Source organism: Cronobacter sp. HA18006 (genome assembly GCF_011605445.1).
GTDB lineage: Bacteria > Pseudomonadota > Gammaproteobacteria > Enterobacterales > Enterobacteriaceae > Cronobacter > Cronobacter sakazakii.
The window spans coordinates 694037-711769 of record NZ_JAANQB010000011.1; the positions used below are offsets into that span (position 1 = coordinate 694037).

General features: G+C 58.5%; 17 protein-coding genes. 7 read left to right on the forward strand and 10 right to left on the reverse strand.

Annotated elements, in window-relative coordinates; genetic code table 11:
• The first annotated feature begins 156 nt into the window (after positions 1 to 156).
• Positions 157 to 816, forward strand: coding sequence for a GntR family transcriptional regulator (locus tag G9X48_RS05000; RefSeq protein ID WP_012124825.1), 660 nt, complete (start codon positions 157 to 159; stop codon positions 814 to 816).
• Positions 817 to 925: 109 nt separating this feature from the next.
• Positions 926 to 1105, forward strand: coding sequence for a hypothetical protein (locus G9X48_RS05005; RefSeq protein WP_004387071.1), 180 nt, complete (start codon positions 926 to 928; stop codon positions 1103 to 1105).
• A 122-nt stretch (positions 1106 to 1227) separates the two neighbouring features.
• On the opposite strand, the gene G9X48_RS05010 is transcribed toward G9X48_RS05005, so the two are convergent.
• Both G9X48_RS05010 and G9X48_RS05015 read right to left on the reverse strand, forming a co-directional pair.
• Positions 1228 to 1506, reverse strand: a complete 279-nt coding sequence (locus G9X48_RS05010; RefSeq protein ID WP_069682038.1) for a hypothetical protein — start codon at positions 1504 to 1506, stop codon at positions 1228 to 1230.
• Positions 1472 to 2002, reverse strand: a complete 531-nt coding sequence (locus G9X48_RS05015; protein WP_074459837.1) for a DUF2778 domain-containing protein — start codon at positions 2000 to 2002, stop codon at positions 1472 to 1474. Before G9X48_RS05015 ends, G9X48_RS05010 begins: the two co-directional genes overlap by 35 nt.
• A gap of 264 nt (positions 2003 to 2266) precedes the next feature.
• Between G9X48_RS05015 and G9X48_RS05020 the strand changes: the two genes are divergently transcribed.
• A complete protein-coding gene (locus G9X48_RS05020; protein WP_105629561.1) occupies positions 2267 to 4204 on the forward strand; it encodes a methyl-accepting chemotaxis protein in 1938 nt (645 codons plus the stop codon).
• Positions 4205 to 4311: 107 nt separating this feature from the next.
• Positions 4312 to 5298, forward strand: a complete 987-nt coding sequence (locus G9X48_RS05025; protein ID WP_097641417.1) for an SDR family oxidoreductase — start codon at positions 4312 to 4314, stop codon at positions 5296 to 5298.
• A gap of 1 nt (position 5299) precedes the next feature.
• On the opposite strand, the gene G9X48_RS05030 is transcribed toward G9X48_RS05025, so the two are convergent.
• A complete protein-coding gene (locus tag G9X48_RS05030) occupies positions 5300 to 6904 on the reverse strand; it encodes an alpha-amylase family protein (RefSeq protein ID WP_097641418.1) in 1605 nt (534 codons plus the stop codon).
• Between the two features lie 298 nt (positions 6905 to 7202).
• Between G9X48_RS05030 and G9X48_RS05035 the strand changes: the two genes are divergently transcribed.
• Entirely contained in the window at positions 7203 to 7481 is a 279-nt protein-coding gene (locus G9X48_RS05035) for a type II toxin-antitoxin system RelE/ParE family toxin (protein WP_032989567.1), read from the forward strand.
• Positions 7481 to 7768 carry a HigA family addiction module antitoxin gene (locus tag G9X48_RS05040; protein ID WP_097641419.1) on the forward strand — a complete coding sequence of 96 codons (288 nt, stop codon included), beginning with the start codon at positions 7481 to 7483 and terminating at the stop codon, positions 7766 to 7768. The genes G9X48_RS05035 and G9X48_RS05040 overlap by 1 nt, the downstream gene beginning before the upstream one ends.
• 54 nt (positions 7769 to 7822) lie before the next feature.
• On the opposite strand, the gene pqqU is transcribed toward G9X48_RS05040, so the two are convergent.
• Positions 7823 to 9940 carry a TonB-dependent receptor PqqU gene (pqqU, locus tag G9X48_RS05045; protein ID WP_105536232.1) on the reverse strand — a complete coding sequence of 706 codons (2118 nt, stop codon included), beginning with the start codon at positions 9938 to 9940 and terminating at the stop codon, positions 7823 to 7825.
• A 277-nt stretch (positions 9941 to 10217) separates the two neighbouring features.
• Here pqqU and G9X48_RS05050 point away from each other — a divergent pair, with 277 nt between their 5' ends.
• A complete protein-coding gene (locus tag G9X48_RS05050) occupies positions 10218 to 11276 on the forward strand; it encodes a YncE family protein (RefSeq protein WP_097642007.1) in 1059 nt (352 codons plus the stop codon).
• A 29-nt stretch (positions 11277 to 11305) separates the two neighbouring features.
• On the opposite strand, the gene G9X48_RS05055 is transcribed toward G9X48_RS05050, so the two are convergent.
• The 6 genes from G9X48_RS05055 to ansP all read right to left on the reverse strand — a co-directional run bounded on the left by G9X48_RS05055 (position 11306) and on the right by ansP (position 17698).
• Positions 11306 to 12172 carry an ABC transporter permease gene (locus G9X48_RS05055; RefSeq protein ID WP_012124816.1) on the reverse strand — a complete coding sequence of 289 codons (867 nt, stop codon included), beginning with the start codon at positions 12170 to 12172 and terminating at the stop codon, positions 11306 to 11308.
• Positions 12132 to 12974, reverse strand: a complete 843-nt coding sequence (locus G9X48_RS05060; RefSeq protein WP_105536233.1) for an ABC transporter ATP-binding protein — start codon at positions 12972 to 12974, stop codon at positions 12132 to 12134. The genes G9X48_RS05055 and G9X48_RS05060 overlap by 41 nt, the downstream gene beginning before the upstream one ends.
• Before the next feature lie 11 nt (positions 12975 to 12985).
• Positions 12986 to 13870 carry a TauD/TfdA family dioxygenase gene (locus G9X48_RS05065; RefSeq protein ID WP_080320790.1) on the reverse strand — a complete coding sequence of 295 codons (885 nt, stop codon included), beginning with the start codon at positions 13868 to 13870 and terminating at the stop codon, positions 12986 to 12988.
• Between the two features lie 28 nt (positions 13871 to 13898).
• On the reverse strand, positions 13899 to 14897 hold the full coding sequence (locus G9X48_RS05070; protein WP_014728907.1) for an ABC transporter substrate-binding protein: 999 nt from the start codon (positions 14895 to 14897) through the stop codon (positions 13899 to 13901).
• 174 nt (positions 14898 to 15071) lie between these two features.
• Positions 15072 to 16118: a DUF1176 domain-containing protein gene (locus tag G9X48_RS05075; protein WP_097641774.1), complete on the reverse strand. Its 1047-nt coding sequence runs from the start codon at positions 16116 to 16118 to the stop codon at positions 15072 to 15074.
• Positions 16119 to 16240: 122 nt separating this feature from the next.
• The gene (gene ansP / locus G9X48_RS05080; protein WP_007848558.1) at positions 16241 to 17698 is read right to left on the reverse strand and encodes an L-asparagine permease; all 1458 of its coding nucleotides are present in this window, start codon (positions 17696 to 17698) and stop codon (positions 16241 to 16243) included.
• Positions 17699 to 17733: the final 35 nt, after the last annotated feature.

Sequence of the window (17733 nt, forward strand, 5' to 3'; positions counted from 1 at the left end):
GTCGTACTGGTCAGTGAACGTTTTGGTTATTTTTGGTTTTCCTGACCATAAAAACCGTGTTATCAAAGATATAGAATATATCCTCTGGTCAGGATGACGAGACGTTAGTTAAGCGCCTGCTAATACAAAGTAAATTTTTTACGACAGGAAATAAACATGTTGGATCTGGAAAAAGCGCAACGCCTGAGTTTAACCATGCAAGTGGAAGTGAGATTGAAAAACGCCCTTATCGTTGGCAGCCTGCGTCCGGGTGCCCGTCTGGTCACGAAAGAAATCGCCGATCAGCTGGGGATCAGCATCACGCCGGTACGCGAAGCGCTGCTGCGACTGGTCTCCTCCGGTGCGCTCAACGCGACCCCGGCACAGGCGTTTCTGGTGCCGGAAATCAGCGAGGCGCGTTACGACGAAGTGACGAAGATCCGTAAAAACCTTGAAGGAATGGCGGCGGAAGCGGCGGCGAAAAATATGACGCCAGCGCGTATGGCTCACCTGCGTGAACTCTGTGACGCGTTTCGCGAAGCCAAAATGTCCGACAGTGTCGAGCAGGCTTTGCAGGCTAACCGCGCGTTTCGTTTTCAGCTCTACAACTGGGCTGAGATGCCAACGCTGGTGTCGCTGATTGAGCAGCTCTGGATGCGCATCGGCCCGTGCTTTAACTATCTCTATCCGCAGTCCGACGATTTTGTGCGCGGTCATCATAATTATGATGATTTGCTGGAAGCGCTTGAGGCGGGCGATGGCGAAGCGGCGGCACGCGCGGTGCATAAAGCGATTAACGACGGCGCGCTTATCCTGAAAAAACAGTATTTCGGCTAATCCGCACACCGGCAAAACATTGCCGGAATGCGTATTTCCCTTTTCGTCTCCCCGGCGCTTTACTGACAGGGCAGCACAACGCCTGCGCACCGCCGAGGAGGCGATCATCATGCATATCTCCGTACGTCGTCACGCGTCGCGCTCACGTATTCGTCGCATTCTCCGCGCCTGGCTCACGCCGCACCCGCCCGAAACGCGTGCGCTGATGCTGGAATCCTTTATCCCTTACGGACATCTCTATGGTCTTGATTTCGGCAATATCGATCCGGGCCTGCACCGCCCGCGCTAACCGGTATCGCCGCGGTATCCGGCTGCGTTACTGGAATGAGTTATGCACGCTTCAGATGGCCTTTGTCACGACAGCTTCGCAGGAGGCTGTCGGGTAAAAGGCCATTTTTATTGCGTGTGAGTTTATGCCAGACGCTTACGCGACGCCGCTATCTTGCGCCAGACGCCCATGATGGCGCGCCAGGCGATAAACGCGCACAGCGCAGAGGCAATGAGATCGGTAAAAAACCACAGTTCGTCATAGTTTTCCTGATTAGCGCTGCCATGCAACCAGGTGGCGAACGCGTTAGCCGTCTCCAGGCCGATAAACCGGGACGCGTCAATCACACGTGCAAAGATGCAGAAAAGGGCGAGAAAGAGCAGCGTCTTAGCTGCGCGTCGGGCAAGTGTCGCCATAGACATGTCGTTGAACCTCAATGAAACCGCGTGCTTTAAGACTTTTCATGCAAGGTACATCAATAAGCGACGTACCGAGTAAGCTGTTACGCAGAACTTCAAAATCAGAGCTTCGATACAGAGTGATGCAACCTTCCGATACTGTACCTGGATGGAGACGGAAATTTCCTCTTTTAATTCCGTTGATCCATGTCCAGTCATCAATCCCTAAATCGTCCCGCCAAAGCGCAAACCAGTCCGCGTGACCAAACTGCGCATCGTGAAAAACTTTATTGTAGAGATCCTTCGTACCTGACACGCTTCGCGCATAGAACCCACCCTGCTCACGATCGACAATCCAGTATTTTCCTGGTGGAAGCGGGCCGATTGTCGGAATGTGGGAACACCCGGCACGATTACGATTTGCGCCATTTCCTGAAAATGCCATAAACGTTCCGATACCCGGAAAGGTGAGCGGAGCATAATCTGCTCCATTAAGAACAAATGAACCATTCAATGCCATTTACTTTTCCTCAACTCCATGTAAGAGAGTGAGGAATAATATTGCTCTTCCGTTTTTAACCTTGTGATTGGGATGGTTATTCTGGGCATTGCTTTTTGAATCAGAATTTGGCCTGCATTGCCCTCAGTCTCACGCTAACATGGTTATAAGAGCAAGAATAATTATTGCCCATTTTTTCCACATTTTGCTAAAAAAATCTGCGGCTTAGCCGATAACCTCCTGTGGCGCCTGACGAGGCCCGACTATCGTAAAACAGGAGGCAGGATGGCTGTACTGGTAAACCGATTACGCAACGTTCGCATAACCCGCAAGCTCGCCGCCGGATTTGGCGTGGTGCTGCTGCTGGTGGCGCTGGCGACAGCGCTCTCTGTGGCGCGTTTTATGGCCATCCGCGACGCTAACCTCAAAAGTCATCTTATCGACGACATTAATATCGACGTCTTACAGGCCAAAATTAACCGTCTTAACTATTTCTATACCGGCGATGACGACGCCCGCGCGTTGATGAGTCGCTATGTTGACGAGGCGCTCGCGAAAACCGCTGAGGCCAGCGCCCTCGACTGGCCCCCCAACGAGCGCGCCATCGTCGCCGATATCAGGCGTTATCTGGAAAGCTTCCAGGGCAGCGTCACCACCATGAGCGACGCCACGGCGAAGCTCAGCCAGATCCGAAGCGCGCTTGACGCGCTGGCAGGCCAGGATGAAACCGCGCGGTATACCCAGCTTATCCGCACGCCGGTGGCCGACCCCGAGCTCTCTTACGCGATTTACGATCTCCTGTTCGCCATCAGTAACCTGCGGGATTATGCTTACGCGCTGCGCTTTACCGGCACAGAGCAGGCAAGCGAGGCGCTCCAGCGCCGTTTTAGCACGGTAGAAAGCCAGTACCAGGCGCTCGTGAGCCGTCTCCCGCCGGAACTGCTGCCGCCGTTCGCGGGGCTCTGGCAGGATACCGTGCGCTATCAGACGCTGAGTCGTGATTATTACGCCGCCCGGGAATCGCTGAAAGGCGCGGAAAGCGCGGTGAAAACGGCAGGGGATCAAAGTAGCGGCGTGATTAAACAGATGGTGGCGCTCACTAAAGCTGAGAATGACGAACTGGCGTCCGGCTCCTCAACGCTAGCCCTGATCCTGGGCGCGTTTGTGATTCTGCTCGGCGTTATCGTCGCGTGGGCCATCAGCCGCCAGATAATTCGCCCGTTAAAGCTTAACCTGGCGCTGGCCGAGCGCATCGCCGGGGGCGATTTGAGCGCGCAGATTGAGATCGATCGCCATGACGAATTTGGCAAGCTCACCGGCGCGATGGCTCGCGTGAACGAGAGGCTTCGCAGCATGACTGGCGAGCTGCGCGCAAGCGTCGGGCGTCTCACTCACACGGCGCAGGAGATTGCCTCTGGCAACCATGCGCTCGCGGCGCGTACCGAACAGCAGACCACGGCGGTGGTGCAGACGGCCGCCAGCATGGAGCAGCTCACGGCGACCGTGAAAAATAATGCCGACAACGCCCGCCATGCCAGCCAGATAGCGTCGCAGGCATCACAGACCGCCGGGCGCGGCGGTGACGTGGTGCGCGATGTGGTGCAGACGATGCAGGATATCTCCGCCAGTTCGCGCAAAATCGCCGACATTACCGAGGTCATCAACAGCATCTCTTTCCAGACCAATATTCTGGCGCTCAACGCCGCGGTGGAAGCCGCACGTGCGGGAGAACATGGCCGCGGCTTCGCGGTGGTGGCGTCTGAAGTGCGCAGTCTCTCCCAGCGCAGCGCGCAGGCGGCGAAAGATATCGCGGTGTTGATCGATGAATCGGTCAACCGCATCAAAACCGGCAGCACGCTGGCGAGCCGCGCCGGTGAAACGATGAATGAGGTGGTGAGTTCCGTCACCCGCGTGAACGATATTATGGAAGAGATTTCGTCAGCGTCGCAGGAGCAGAGCCGCGGTATTGAGCAGATCGCCCGCGCGGTTGGCGAGCTGGACGCCACCACGCAGCAGAACGCGACGCTTGTCAGCGCGTCCTCCGCAGCCGCAGGCGAGCTCGGCACCGAGGCGGCGCGCCTGCGTCAGCTTGCTGGCGCGTTCCGCCTGAATACGCAACCGGCTTCGCCGCGACCGGAAGCCACCGCGCCCATCCGTTCGGCAGCGCCTGTCACCGTGACCGCGCGCAAACCCGTCACGGAAGAGGGCTGGACCACGTTCTGACGCCGCGTTTCCCGCACTTTCTTCTCTCGCGCCCGGTTCGCCGGGCGCCCACTTTTCTCGCGCTGTACTAAGCTTTCGTTACCCTTAACGCAAATCAGGATAACGACATGACAAAAAACGCCTTTGTTGCTGTCGTGACCGGCGGCAGTTCAGGAGTCGGGCGCGCGACAGCCAGTTACTTTGCGGCCTCTGGCTATGATGTGGCGATCATTGCCCGTGGAGAGCAGGGCGTGGCGGAGGCCACAGAAGACTTAAAGCGTTACGGCGGCCGGGTGCTTGGCATCTGCGCTGACGTGGCGGACCCGCAGCAGGTAAGCAACGCGGCACAGCGTATCGAAGAAGAACTGGGGCCAATGGCAGTGTGGGTGAACTGCGCCATGACAACCGTGCTTGCGCCGGTGGAGGATATCAGCTTTGACGAGTTCCGGCGTGTCACCGAGGTGACCTATCTCGGCGCGGTGAACGGCACCCGCAGCGCGCTGCGCTATATGCAGTTGCGTGACAGCGGCACCATCATTCAGGTGGGTTCGGCGCTCGCGTGGCGCTCGATTCCGTTGCAGTCCGCCTATTGCGGCGCGAAAGCGGCGATCCGCGCGTTTACCGATTCCCTGCGCTGCGAACTGCTGCATCAGAAAAGCGGGGTGCGGGTCTCGATGGTGCAGTTGCCTGCCATTAACACCACGCAGTTCAACTGGGCGCGCAATAAGTTTCATCACCGGATGCAGCCGATAGAGCCCATTTACCAGCCGGAAGTGGCCGCTAAAGCGATTTACGACGCCGCCGTGGCGCGCCGTCCGCCGCGCGAGGTGTGGCTTGGGAAAAACACGGTTATGTCGATTGTCGGCAATATGTTCTTTCCAGGATTACTCGACCGTTATGTGGCGAAAACCTGGGAAGGGCAACTCACCGACGAAGCCGAACCGACGCAGCGCCCTGATTACCTGTTTCAGCCGCTGGAGAACGGTCATCAGGCGCACGGACGCTTTGACAGCCACGCGAAGAACAAGGCCATTGCCGTGGATTCCCGCGTGATGGGCGTGGCAGCCGTGGCGGTAGCAGGGCTGCTGATAAAAGCCCTGTTCCGCCGCCGTTGATTTACCGTACCCGCAGCCAGCGGTAGCCATAGCCGTTGATGCGAAGTGAGCAGGCGACTGGCGGATACTCATCATCCGCCAGTATCTCGCAGGCGCCTTCCAGATCTAACTCGCCCAAATCCACCGTCACCGCCTCATGGCTCAGGTTCGTCAGCATCAGCGTGGCGACGTTATGGTTCTGATAGCGCACCGCAAACACGCTCTTTTCTTGCACCGTGAACGGGTGGAAATGCTGATAGCAGATCTCCGGCAGCGTGCGCCAGACGGCGATAATCTGCCGGATACGGTGCAGCAGTGAGCCGTCGCGCGCTTCTTGCTCTTCCACATTTATCGCCTGATAGCGAAAGGGGCCGTCGGTAATTAACGGCTCCACAAAGCGCGCCGGATCGCAGGCGGAAAACCCGGCACCCGGCCCCGCATTCCACTGCATCGGCGTGCGCACCGATTCACGCTCCGGCTGTGAAAGCAGATCGCCCATGCCGATTTCCGCGCCATAGCGCACCACCGGCGTGCCGGGCAGCGAAAAGAGCAGGGCATGCGCCATCGCCTGCTGGCGTTCGTTGCCGTCGAGCATCGGTGCCAGGCGGCGGCGGATGCCGCGCCCGTAAATGCGCATGTCAGGATCGGGGGCGTATTTCTCCATCACGAAGTCGTAATCTTCCGGCTCCAGATCTTCAAGATCCAGCTCGTCATGGTTGCGCAGCCAGAAGCAGTAACCGCCGTTGGCGGGCGGCATCGGCAGCTCGTTAAGCGCTTTCACCAGCGGTGCCGCCTCTTCGCGGGCCAGCGCCAGAATGGTGTTTTTGTTGATCCAGAAGTTAAGCAGTGTGGTCAGACGTTCGCCGCCGCCGAAGAAATCTTCAAATTCCGAGACGTTCACGTCCACTTCGCCAAGCAGGATCATATCCGGATGATCTTCCGTCAGCAGGTCGTAGAAGTGGTTAAACAGCCGGTAGCCGCTCTCTTTATCACCCGGCAGGCTGGCCTGTTCCACCATGTGCGAAGCGGCATCGACACGAAAGCCCGCCACGCCTTTATCCGCCCAGAAGCGCAGCACGTGATCGACAGCCTGAATGACGTCCGGGTGGCGCAGGTTGAGATCCGGCTCATGATGGTAAAAGAGATGGCGGTAGTAGCGCTGCGCCTGCTCATCCCAGCGCCAGATGTGCGGCTCGATTGTCGGAAACATCGGCGCGGGTTCATCCGGGCCTGGCGTGTCGCGCCACAGATAGTAGTCATGAAACGGGTTGTCGCGGCCTTTGCGCGCCTCCTGAAACCAGTCGTGGGCATCTGAGGTGTGCTGCGCCACCAGTTCGATAATCACACGAATTCCCCGCTTTTCCGCCTCGGCTATCAGCCATTCAACGTCATCCAGCGAGCCGATACGCGGGTCCGGCTCGGTGTGGTTTTCCACGTCATAGCCGTTATCCCGACGCGGCGAGAGATAAAACGGGGTCAGCCAGATGGCGGTTGCGCCAAGCGATTCAACATAGTCGAGCTTTTCGACAATGCCGCGCAGGTCTCCCCAGCCGTCGGCGTTGCTGTCAAAAAAGCGGGTGGGATCTATCTGGTAAATGACGGCGTTCTGGTGCCACAGACGGCTCATAAGCGGATTCCTTTTGGCGGTTAAACGGAATTCGACGAATGTTAAGTATAGGCGCGACGGTACGGCCTGCATGGCGAACGATGTGTCTCTGTGTTGTAAAGCGCGCAGAGAGGTTTCATCACAAATGCGAGCCGTGCCGAACGTTTTAACCGTCATTCAGCATCAGGCTTCTGGCGTATGCGCAACGCTGATAAGGTGCTGCGCAGTGGAAAGCGTAAGCCGTAACTTAACGCTTATCTGGGTGTTGCGCATGGCGCAACACTGATTTAAAATCTTCATCAGGAGCGAGGTGGCAGGGATGATCAGAAGCTTCAGGCATAAAGGCCTGCAACGCTATTTCGAAACGGGTTCCACCGCAGGCATTCATGCCCTCCATGCCAGAAAGATTTCTCTGCGGCTGGCGGTGCTGAATCAGGCGATAAGACCCGCTGACGTCGACTTACCGGGATTTTTCCTGCATCCCCTGACGGGGGATCGTAAAGGTATATGGGCTGTGACCGTCAGCGGAAACTGGCGCATCACGTTTGAGTTTCGGGATGGCGATGTCTTTATCGTCAACTATGAGGATTACCACTGATGGCAACGATGTTTAACCCACCGCACCCGGGCAGGCTGGTGCAAGAGTCAATGGAAGCGCTCGGCCTCAGCGCCCGTGCGCTGGCCAAAGCGCTGGACGTCGCGCCGTCGACGGTGCAGCGGCTGCTGGTCGGCAAATCTGACGTCTCCCCGGAAATGGCGCTGCGTCTCTCGGCAGTCCTTGGCAGCTCGCCGCATGTCTGGCTGGGTATGCAGAATGAATACGATCTCTTTCAGGCGCGCCAGTCTGTTGATCTCTCGCAGTTGCAACGGTTGCAGAGGGCATAAAAAAACGGGCGGTGAAGCCCGTTTTTTGTGTGCCGCTAAAAGCTCGCGAAAGCGTTACTCGAAGCGGTAGCTGACGCTTGCGCCAACGCCATAATTGCGGCCCGGCGCGGGCTCGTAGTAGCGGCCATTGGATTCGTTAACGATAACCGAGCCTACATACGATTTATCAAACAGGTTATCGACGCGGCCAAACACATCCAGCAGCCAGTTGCCGCGCTGGAATTTATAGCCGGTGTTGAGGCCAACCGTCGTGTAAGACGGCGCTTTGTCGGTATTGGCGTCATTAGCCATGATGCTGCTCATGTAGCGCACGTCGCCGCCTGCGTACCAGCCGGTTTCCGGCTCGTAACCGAACGAGGTGTAGAGCATATTGCGCGCAATCCCCGGCATGCGATTGCCGTTACAGTCGCCAGTGCGGCAGACGTTGGTGCGGTAGGTGGCGTCCAGGTAGGTCCATGCCGCTTTCAGCTTCCACGCATCGCCGAACTGCTGATCAAGCGCCAGTTCAACGCCCTGACGGCGGGTTTTTCCGGCGTTTTTATAGCTGCTGCGCCCGCTGCCCACACTCTGATCCACGACGATTTCGTTGTCCGTATCGGTCCGGAACAGCGCGGCGGTCAGCAGACCATTGCCGATGCGCGTTTTGCTGCCGATCTCCACCGTATCGCTGGTGGATGGCTTAAGCGCGAAGTTCAGGCCGCTCTGACCGTTTGAGCGATAAGAAAGTTCGTTGATGGTCGGCGTTTCAAAGCCGCGGCCATAAGAGGCATAGACGTTCCAGGCGTCGGTCAGGGCATATTTCAGCGAGCCTGCCGGCAGCCACTTGTGATAATTGGCCTCGCCGCTGTCGTCGCCGTTGCCCGGCACCACATAAAAATCGTTCGAATCGAACCAGATATTGCTGTAGCGCACGCCCGCGTCGAGGCTCAGTTTGTCGGTCAACTGCCAGGTGGTTTGCAGATACGGATCGACGTTCCACATCAGGTTGCGTTCGTTGCGGCGCAGGTTGCCTTTCTCGCCATACTGTGGCGCGCCGTTGACCAGACGGTAGTTTTCAAAGCCTTTACGGTCTTCGCTCATGTTTTCGTAATCAAGGCCGAGCGTGAAGCTCACCGGCAGGCTGAGCAGCGCGTCGCGGTGCGTCCAGCGGCTGTCGATGCCCTGATAGTGGCGGGTGAGGTCGATAACGCCGCCGGGGTTGGTGGGCGCCGCCTGGAAGCCCTGTTTGAACGACTGAAACTGGGTGGTTTCGCGCTCACCTGCGTACGCCATCACGCTGATATCGTCATTCTCCGTAAGCGCGCGCTCGTAGCGCAGCCCCGCCTGGGTCTGTTTTGTGGTTTTACGGGTGTTGAATTCATCGCCGCGCGGCGACTGGCGCGGGTTTTCACGCCACTCGTCGCGGGTCAGGCCGCCCGGATCGTTGGCTTTGATATCCACGCTGTTAAAAAGCAGCGTCAGCTTGCTGGCCTCGTCAAGCCGCACGCCGAGTTTCGCGTTAGCGAGGTTTTTACGCGCGCCGCTGTGGTCGCGATAGCCGTGGGTGGTGAAACGGGTCGTTGAAACCGTGTAATCGACATCGCCCGCCTGAGTGCCGTCGCCGGTCGCGCCGGACGCTTTCAGGCCGTAGCGCACGCTGCCGTAGCTGCCGTACCAGGTGCCCGCTTCGATTTTCGGCGGCTGCTCGCCGGTTTCGGTTTTCACATTGATGACGCCGCCGGAGGCGTTGCCGTAAAGCGCCGAAAACGGCCCGCGCAGTACGTCCACGCTCTCAATGCTGTTGAGATCGAAATTCGACGTATAACCCTGGCCGTCCGGCATCGTCGCCGGAATGCCGTCGACATACATACGAATGCCGCGCACGCCGTAGGTGGAGCGGGAACCGAAACCGCGCATGGAGAGCTGCAAATCCTGGGCGAAGTTTTGCCGATTCTGGATCTGCAGGCCCGGCACGCTGCCCAGGTTTTCAGAGAGATTGACCTGCGGCGCCGCGTGACGCAGATCGTCGCCGTTGACGACGCTGACAGACGCGGGCGTGTCGAGTTCAGAGATCCCGCCGGGCGCGGCGGTCACAATCATGGTTTGTTCATCTGTAGCGGCGGCCTGCGCGTGGGTGAGAGCGACAGGCAGCAGAAAAGCGAAGGGCGCATAGACAGCGCGGGAGATTTTCATGCGGTTTACGGAGTCCCGGAAGTAACAAAATCAATAAAATCTGTGACGTAATCTTAAACGTTATGTAAATTTTTGAAAAACTTAACGGCACGTTGCGTTAACTCAGGCAAGTGTAGCGGCCTTTTGTCATTTCGCTAGCCATAAAAAGGCTTCCTTTCACGTGAATAATGATTATTATTCTCATCCATAATAAAAGGTTCCGGCCAGACCGGGCCATGTTTTTCCTTTTGGTTCCAGTGTGATGCAACCCATTCTGTTTGTTTAAAAGGGAGTTCTTATGCCGTTACGTCACCTCTCCACGCCGCGTGCGCTGCTCGGCGCGCTGTTTATCGCGGGTACGTTCGCGTCGTTCACCTCGCAGGCGGCCGACGAGCTGCTGCGCAAGCCGGTCGGCAAAGGCGCGTATGAAATGGCCTACAGCCCGGCGGAGCAGGCGCTGTTCGTCGCCACGTCCCAGAGCCGCAAGCTGGATAAAGGCGGCGTGATCTACCGTCTCGACCCGACGACGCTGGATATTACCCAAACCATTCATAACGATCTCAAACCGTTCGGTGCCGCGATTAACACCAAAACCAATACGCTCTGGTTCGGCAATACGGTCAATGGCGCGGTAACGGCGGTGGACGCGAAAACCGGCGACGTGAAAGGGCGTCTGGTGCTTGACGGGCGCGCGCGTTCAGAAAGCGTGAAGCCATTGCAGCCGCGCGAGCTGGTGGTCGATGAGACTACCAATACCGTTTATATCGGCGGCATCGGTAACGAGAGCGAGATCTGGGTGGTGGATGGCGAGACGGTAAAACACCGCGCAAGCATTACGGGCCTTGGTAAATACAGCGCCGGGCTCGCGCTCGACGCGGCCGCGAAGCGTCTGTACACCACCAACGCTGATGGCGAATTTATTACCATCGACACCGCGACCAATAAAATCCTGTCGCGCAAAAAGCTCGCTGACGACGGTAAAGAGCACTTCTTTATCAACCTGAGCCTGGATACGGCTAACCATCGCGCGTTTGTGGCGGATTCAAAACAGCCGCAACTGCTCGTGGTGGATACCCGCACCGGCAACGTTATCAAAACCGTCGAGGCACCGAACGCGCTCGCGGTACTGTTCAATCCGGCGCGTAATGAGGTTTATCTGACGCACCGCGAGGCGGGCAGCGTCAGCGTGATTGACGCCAAAGGTTACACTGTCACGAAAACTTTTAAAACGCCGGTACACCCGAACAGCCTGGCGCTCTCGCCGGATGGTAAAACGCTGTATGTTACGGTGAAGCAGGCCTCCAGCCGTCAGCAGGAAGCTACCAGCCCGGATGACGTCATCCGCATCGCCCTGTAAAAAAAGGCCCCGCACTGGCGGGGCTTTTTTTAACGCTGCATGCCCCAGCGCCGCACCGTGGCTTTTTCCAGCGTGGCGAACACCAGTCCTTCCACCAGCAGCCCGATGATGATGACGGTCGCCAGCCCGGCGAAGACCCGGTCGGTAAACAGCTCGTTGCGATTCTGGAAAATATACCAGCCGAGCCCGCCGTCGCCGCTTGAGGCGCCAAACACCAGTTCGGCGGCGATAAGCGTGCGCCAGGCGAACGCCCAGCCAATTTTCAGCCCGGAGATAATCGACGGCAGCGCCGCCGGGATCAAAATGTTGAGCACCAGCCGCGGGCCGCTCAGCCCGTAGTTTCGCCCGGCCATTCGTAGTGTTTCCGGCACACTCTGAAAGCCCGACCACGTATTGAGCGCAATCGGCCACATCACCGAGTGGACCAGCACAAAAATCAGGCTCCCCTGACCAAGCCCGAACCAGAGCAGCGCCAGCGGCAGCAGGGCAATCGCGGGCAGCGGGTTAAGCATGGCGGTCAGCGTACTGAGCAAGTCGCGCCCCAGCCGTGTGGAAATCGCCAGCGCGCTGAACACCAGCGCCAGCACGCTACCAATGGCATAGCCTTTTAACAACGTGCCGAGCGAGTTGAGGATTTTCGCTGGCAGCTCGCCGCTGTGCATGTCTTCGCTAAAGGCGCGCAGCGTTTGCCAGAACCCCGGCAGCATCAGATCGTTATTCTGAATACGCGCCACGCTTTCCCAGACGGCAAGGAGTGCAATGACCAGCAGCGTTTTGCGTACCCATGCCTGGTTCCACAGCCGGGTGGTGAGCGGCAGTGGCGTGTCCAGCGGCAGTGCGCCGGGGAGCGCGGTTTCACGCTGATACTCGGGACGGACGGGGGGCAGTTGCGCCATAGCGGGTCTCCTTCGCCGGTTGCGTGGCATTAACAGGGAACAGCAGGTCGTGAATGTGGCGAGCAGCCTGCGCAAAGGCCGGGCTTGCGGTGTCATTCATGCCAAACTGGTGGCAGTTGATCTCGGCGCGCACCTGGCCCGGATGCGGTGAGAGCACCAGAATGCGGCTGCCAACCATCAACGCTTCTTCAATGGAGTGGGTCACGAAGAGCAGCGTAAAGCTGGCGTCCTCCCAGAGTTCCAGCAGCTCCTCCTGCATGTGTCGGCGCGTCAGCGCATCCAGCGCGGCGAACGGTTCATCCATCAGCAGGATTTTCGGCTTCATTGCCAGCGCGCGGGCGATGGCCACGCGCTGCTTCATGCCGCCGGAAAGCATATGCGGCAGCGCGTCGGCAAAGGCGGCTAGACCCACTTTATTCAGAAAGTGCAGCGCGCGCTCGCGCGCCTCGGCTTTGCTGGCCTGACGGCTAGCCACCAGCGGGAACATGACGTTCTCCAGCACCGTTTTCCAGGGCGGAAGCTGGTCAAATTCCTGAAATACCATCATGCGCTCCGGGCCGGGTTTGGTGACAACGTCACCGTCAAGGCGAATGGTGCCGCTCACGGGCGCAAGAAACCCGCCGATGGCCTTGAGCAGGCTCGATTTTCCGCAGCCGGACGGGCCGAGCAGGATAAACCGGTCGCCGGGCCAGACGTCAAAAGAGACCTCATGCGCGGCGCGAACGCGGCTTTCCCGGGTGCGGTATTCCAGGCTCAGCGCGTCGAGACGCAGCAGCGGGCCGTTGGTCTGTGCATTCTGCATGGCTGCCTCCGTTAAAATGGCGCGTCGCCTTCGATGGTGGTGCGATAGAGCTTGCGGCGCAGGTGCGCCGGGCAGCCGGTCGCGAGATGAATCAGCGAACGGTTATCCCAGAACACCATATCGCCCGGTTGCCACTGGTGGCGGTAGAGATGCTCCGGGCGCACGCTATGCGCCCAGAGCGCCTCCAGAATGTCGCGGCTCTCCGCCTCCGGCAGCCCTTCGATATGCGTGGTGAACCCTTCGCTGACAAACAGCGCCTTGCGCCCGGTTTCCGGATGGGTGCGCACCACCGGATGCGACACAGCCTGCACTTCGGCAAGCTGCTGTTCCGTCAGTTGCGGTCGCCAGTGGCTGCCGAATTTCGGGCGGCTGTAAGTCGCGGTATAGGAGTGCACCGCCTTTTTGCCTTCAATGGCGCGCTTCAGGTCGTCCGGCAGCGTTTCATACGCCAGCTCCATATCGGCAAAGAGCGTGTCGCCGCCTTCTTCCGGCAGCTCCTGCGCATAGAGCATGGAGCCCAGGCTTGGCAGCGTTTTATACGACAGATCCGAGTGCCAGAATTTACCGGCGTCGCCAAGACCAATCGGCTGGCCGTTCTCAATAATGTTCGAGACGATGAGGATTTCCGGGTGGTCAGGCAACAGGAACTGCTTCAGCACATGGATTTGCAGCGGCCCGAAGCGGCGGCTGAAATCGATCTGCTGACGCGGCGTGATTTTCTGGTCGCGGAACACCACCACGTGATGGTCGAGATGCGCCTGATGAATGCGCGCAAAGTCGGCGTTATTGACCGGCAGGCGCAGATCCAGCCCGGTAATTTCCGCGCCGAGGCGCGCAAAGGGCGTAATGGTAAACGGCTGCGCGGCAACCGGCGTGGCGTTGAGCGTTGTGGTCATCGGTTTTTCCTTTATCGTCGCAGGTGAATTAACTGCCGGGGTTTTCCCAGGCTTCGTTAAAGAAATAATCTTTCCAGCTGTCGGCTTTATTTTTTAATACGCCAAGCTCATGCAGCTTTTCGGCATAAACAAAAGTGCGTTGCGGTGAGACGGTAAAATCAATTTCCGGGTCATTCACAATTTTTTCGACTAACGCTTGCGGCAGGCGCGATTTTTCCGTGCGGATATACGCCGCAGCCGCCGCCTTTTTATCGGCGTTAATGATTTTCGCCGCCTCGCTTAAGGCGCGATAAAACGCGCGGTACGTTTTCGGGTTGTCATCGTGGAATTTCTGAGTGGTGTAGAGCACATTGAAAGTGGCCGGGCCGCCCAGCACGTCGTAAGAGCTTAAGATCTTATGCACGTTGCCGTGCTCCAGCGCCTGGTACTGAAACGGCGGGCTGGAAAAGTGCGCGGTGATTTCTGACTTCCCGGCGACAAGCGCCGCGCTGGCGTCCGGGTGCGGCAGGCTCACGCTGATCTTATCAAAGCGTTTATAGTCGCCGTTGCCATAAAGCCGGGCGGTTTCGATTTGCAGCGTGCGGGACTGAAAGCCCACGCCCGCCGCCGGTACGGCGATGCGGTCTTTATCGGTGAGATCGCGAACGCTTTTGACCGCCGGGTTGTTGCTCAGCAGATAATTGGGCATCGAGCCGAGCGACGCGATGGCTTTAACGTTCTGGCGGCCTTTGGTGCGATCCCAGAGCGTGAGGAGCGGCGGCACCCCCGCCGAGGCGACGTCCAGCGCGCCCGAGAGCAGCGCTTCGTTCATGGCGGTAGCGCCGGAGAGCGTGCGCCACTCCACCTTAATATCGAGCCCCTCTTTTTTGCCTTCTTTTTCGATAAGCTGCTGGTCGCGCACTACATCCAGCAGTAAATAACCAATGCCGAACTGTTGCGCGATGCTGATATTACCTTCCGCCTGCGCCAGACCGGCCGCCGACATTAACGCCAGCCCGAGCCAGGCGCGCCCCGTGAATTTTTTCATGGATATCCCGCTAATAATAAAAGTGAAGGGTGATATATCGTTCTGGCTTTTATCGTGCAGGGGCGGGATTAAAAATGAAAAGTGTTTATTGGAATAACTTAGCGCGAATAAATAAATGCTTTTTTTAGCGAAGCTTTGCCGGAAATAAAAAAAGCGGGCCATCGCCCGCTGTGATTATTTCGCCGGAATGACCTGTGTGACCAGCGTCGGCATCTCCCAGGTACCGCCTGCGCGGATGAGGCGGCATTCGCCGGTGGTGTAGTCTTCGCTCTGAATGAACGTTTCACCATTCCACGTCCAGTTCGCGCCGCCCATGCAGTCGCCGATGCCGCGCCCGCGCTGTACGGAAGTGATAACGCCTTTGTCGTAATCGCTGCCGATAAGCGTTACCAGCGTTGGCTTGCCTTTCAGCGCCTCGTCAATGACCCAGAAGCCGTCGCCTTCGTTATAGGCAGCACGCCAGCAGGTCGCCGAGACCAGCGCTTTGCCATTGCTTAATGGCGTGACGGTCACCGGCTCGTTACGCAGCGTTTCATCGGTGAGCCCGTCGCAGCTGTCGCCGTCGAGTTTGGTGGCTTCAAGACGCGGCAGCAGCGTGGCGAGCGCCGCGCCGGTGAGCGTGGCGGGCTGTGCGTCGCTTACGGCGGCGGCGTGGATCACCGGGGCGGCGATTGGCGCCGGTACCGCGCTTTCCGGCTTATTGCCCTTTTTCATGAGCGCGCCGGGCGTGCCGATGCGGCCCTGCACGTCATCCATCTTCAGCAGCACGGCGCTGGCACCGGCCGCAGAGAGCGTGAAACGGCGGTTATCTGAGGCAAACACCACGTTGCCGCGGCCTTTCACGGCGTTAATCACGGCGGCGGTCTGCGCGTCGTTCAATTCCCAGGTTTCGTCCTGCTTATTTTCTTTCAGCATGCCGGTGTCTTTACCGTCGATCTCAAGGCGCATCGGCCCCTTTGAGGGTTTTGCGTCGTCATCCATTTCACCCAGGCGGATCATGGCGGTAACCGGCGCGTCAGGCCCGGCTTTGCGGGTCAGCAGCAGTGAGCCGCCGGTGCCTTCATCGGCCTCGTAGGCATCCACACGGCAGGTGCCGGTGTTATCGCAGACCATGCTCCAGTCTTTATGGTTAAAGTAAGGCGGTTTCGGCGTAACAGCGGCGGCGCTGAGTGCCACACAGAGCGGCGTCAGGGCCAGTGCGCGAAGGATTGCAGGTTTCATAACGGTTCCTTGTAGACGTAGTGCAGCGCCATAGCGTGAAGCGCTGCGGCGTTTCGGACAAGCTACCAGTAATAGTACGCATAAAAAAAGGAGCCTTACGGCTCCTTTTCACAACATGCTATTTAATCCTGATGCGGTTGCGGCGCGGTGCTGTGGATCTCCGCCACGCGTTTACGCACGCCAAACCAGCCCGCAATCAGCAGAATAGCGAGAACCGGAATGGAGGCCACGGTAAAGGTGCCGTTCGGGTAGTCAAACGCCATCAGCACGACGACGGCGGCCAGGAACAGCAGCGTCAGCCAGGAGGTGAACGGCGCGCCCGGCAGCTTGAAGGAGACATCGTCCGCTTTGCCTTCTTTGATGGCTTTGCGCAGACGCATCTGGCAGACCATGATAAACGCCCAGGAGGAGATGATGCCGATGGATGCCACGTTCAGGACAATCTCAAACACCTGCGAGGGCACCAGATAGTTCAGGAAAACGCCGACGATATAGACGCAAACCGTCACCAGAATGCCCGCGAACGGCACCTGGGATTTGCTCATCTTCGACATAAACTTCGGCGCGGAGCCGCCCATCGACATCGAGCGCAGGATACGGCCAGTGGAATAGAGCCCGGAGTTGAGGCTGGAGAGCGCCGCGGTCAGTACCACCATATTCATGATATCGCCGATATAAGGTACGCCAAGCTTCGAGAAGAAGGTGACGAACGGGCTCTGACCCGCCTGGTAGGCGTTCCACGGCAGCAGCAGCACCAGCAGGACGACGGAACCAACGTAGAACAGGCCGATACGCCAGATAACGCTGTTAATCGCCTTCGGCACCATAGTCTGCGGATCTTTACATTCGCCCGCGGCGGTACCGACCAGCTCGATAGACGCGAAGGCGAATACCACGCCTTGAATCAGCACCAGCGCAGGCAGCAGGCCGTGCGGGAAGAGGCCGCCGTTGTCGGTTATCAGATGGAAGCCGGTAGCGTTGCCGTCGAGCGGTTTACCGGTGCCGAGAAACACCACGCCGACAATCAGGAACACGACGATAGCCAGCACTTTGATGAGCGCGAACCAGAACTCCATTTCGGCGAACCATTTCACGCCAATCAGGTTCATGGTGCCGACAATCGCCAGTGCGCCGAGCGCAAACACCCACTGCGGCACATCGCCGAACGCGCCCCAGTAGTGCATATAGAGCGCCACGGCGGTGATATCGACGATACCGGTCATCGCCCAGTTAACGAAATACATCCAGCCCGCCACGTAAGAGGCTTTCTCGCCGAGAAACTCACGGGCGTAAGAGACAAAACTGCCACTGGACGGACGGTGGAGCACCAGCTCGCCCAGCGCGCGAAGAATGAAGAAAGAGAAGATGCCGCACACCAGATACACCAGCGCCAGCGACGGCCCGGCCGCCTGGAGACGCGCGCCCGCGCCCAAAAACAGACCGGTACCGATAGCGCCGCCGATGGCTATCATCTGCACCTGACGGTTGCCCATCGCTTTGTGATAACCCTCTTCATGAGAGTTCAACCAGCGTCGTTTCGCGGCGCGATGCTCAGCCGCGTTTTGCTTCGTTGTTTTCATTGGTTTTCCTGTAGTCCTGTCTGAACCTGAACGAG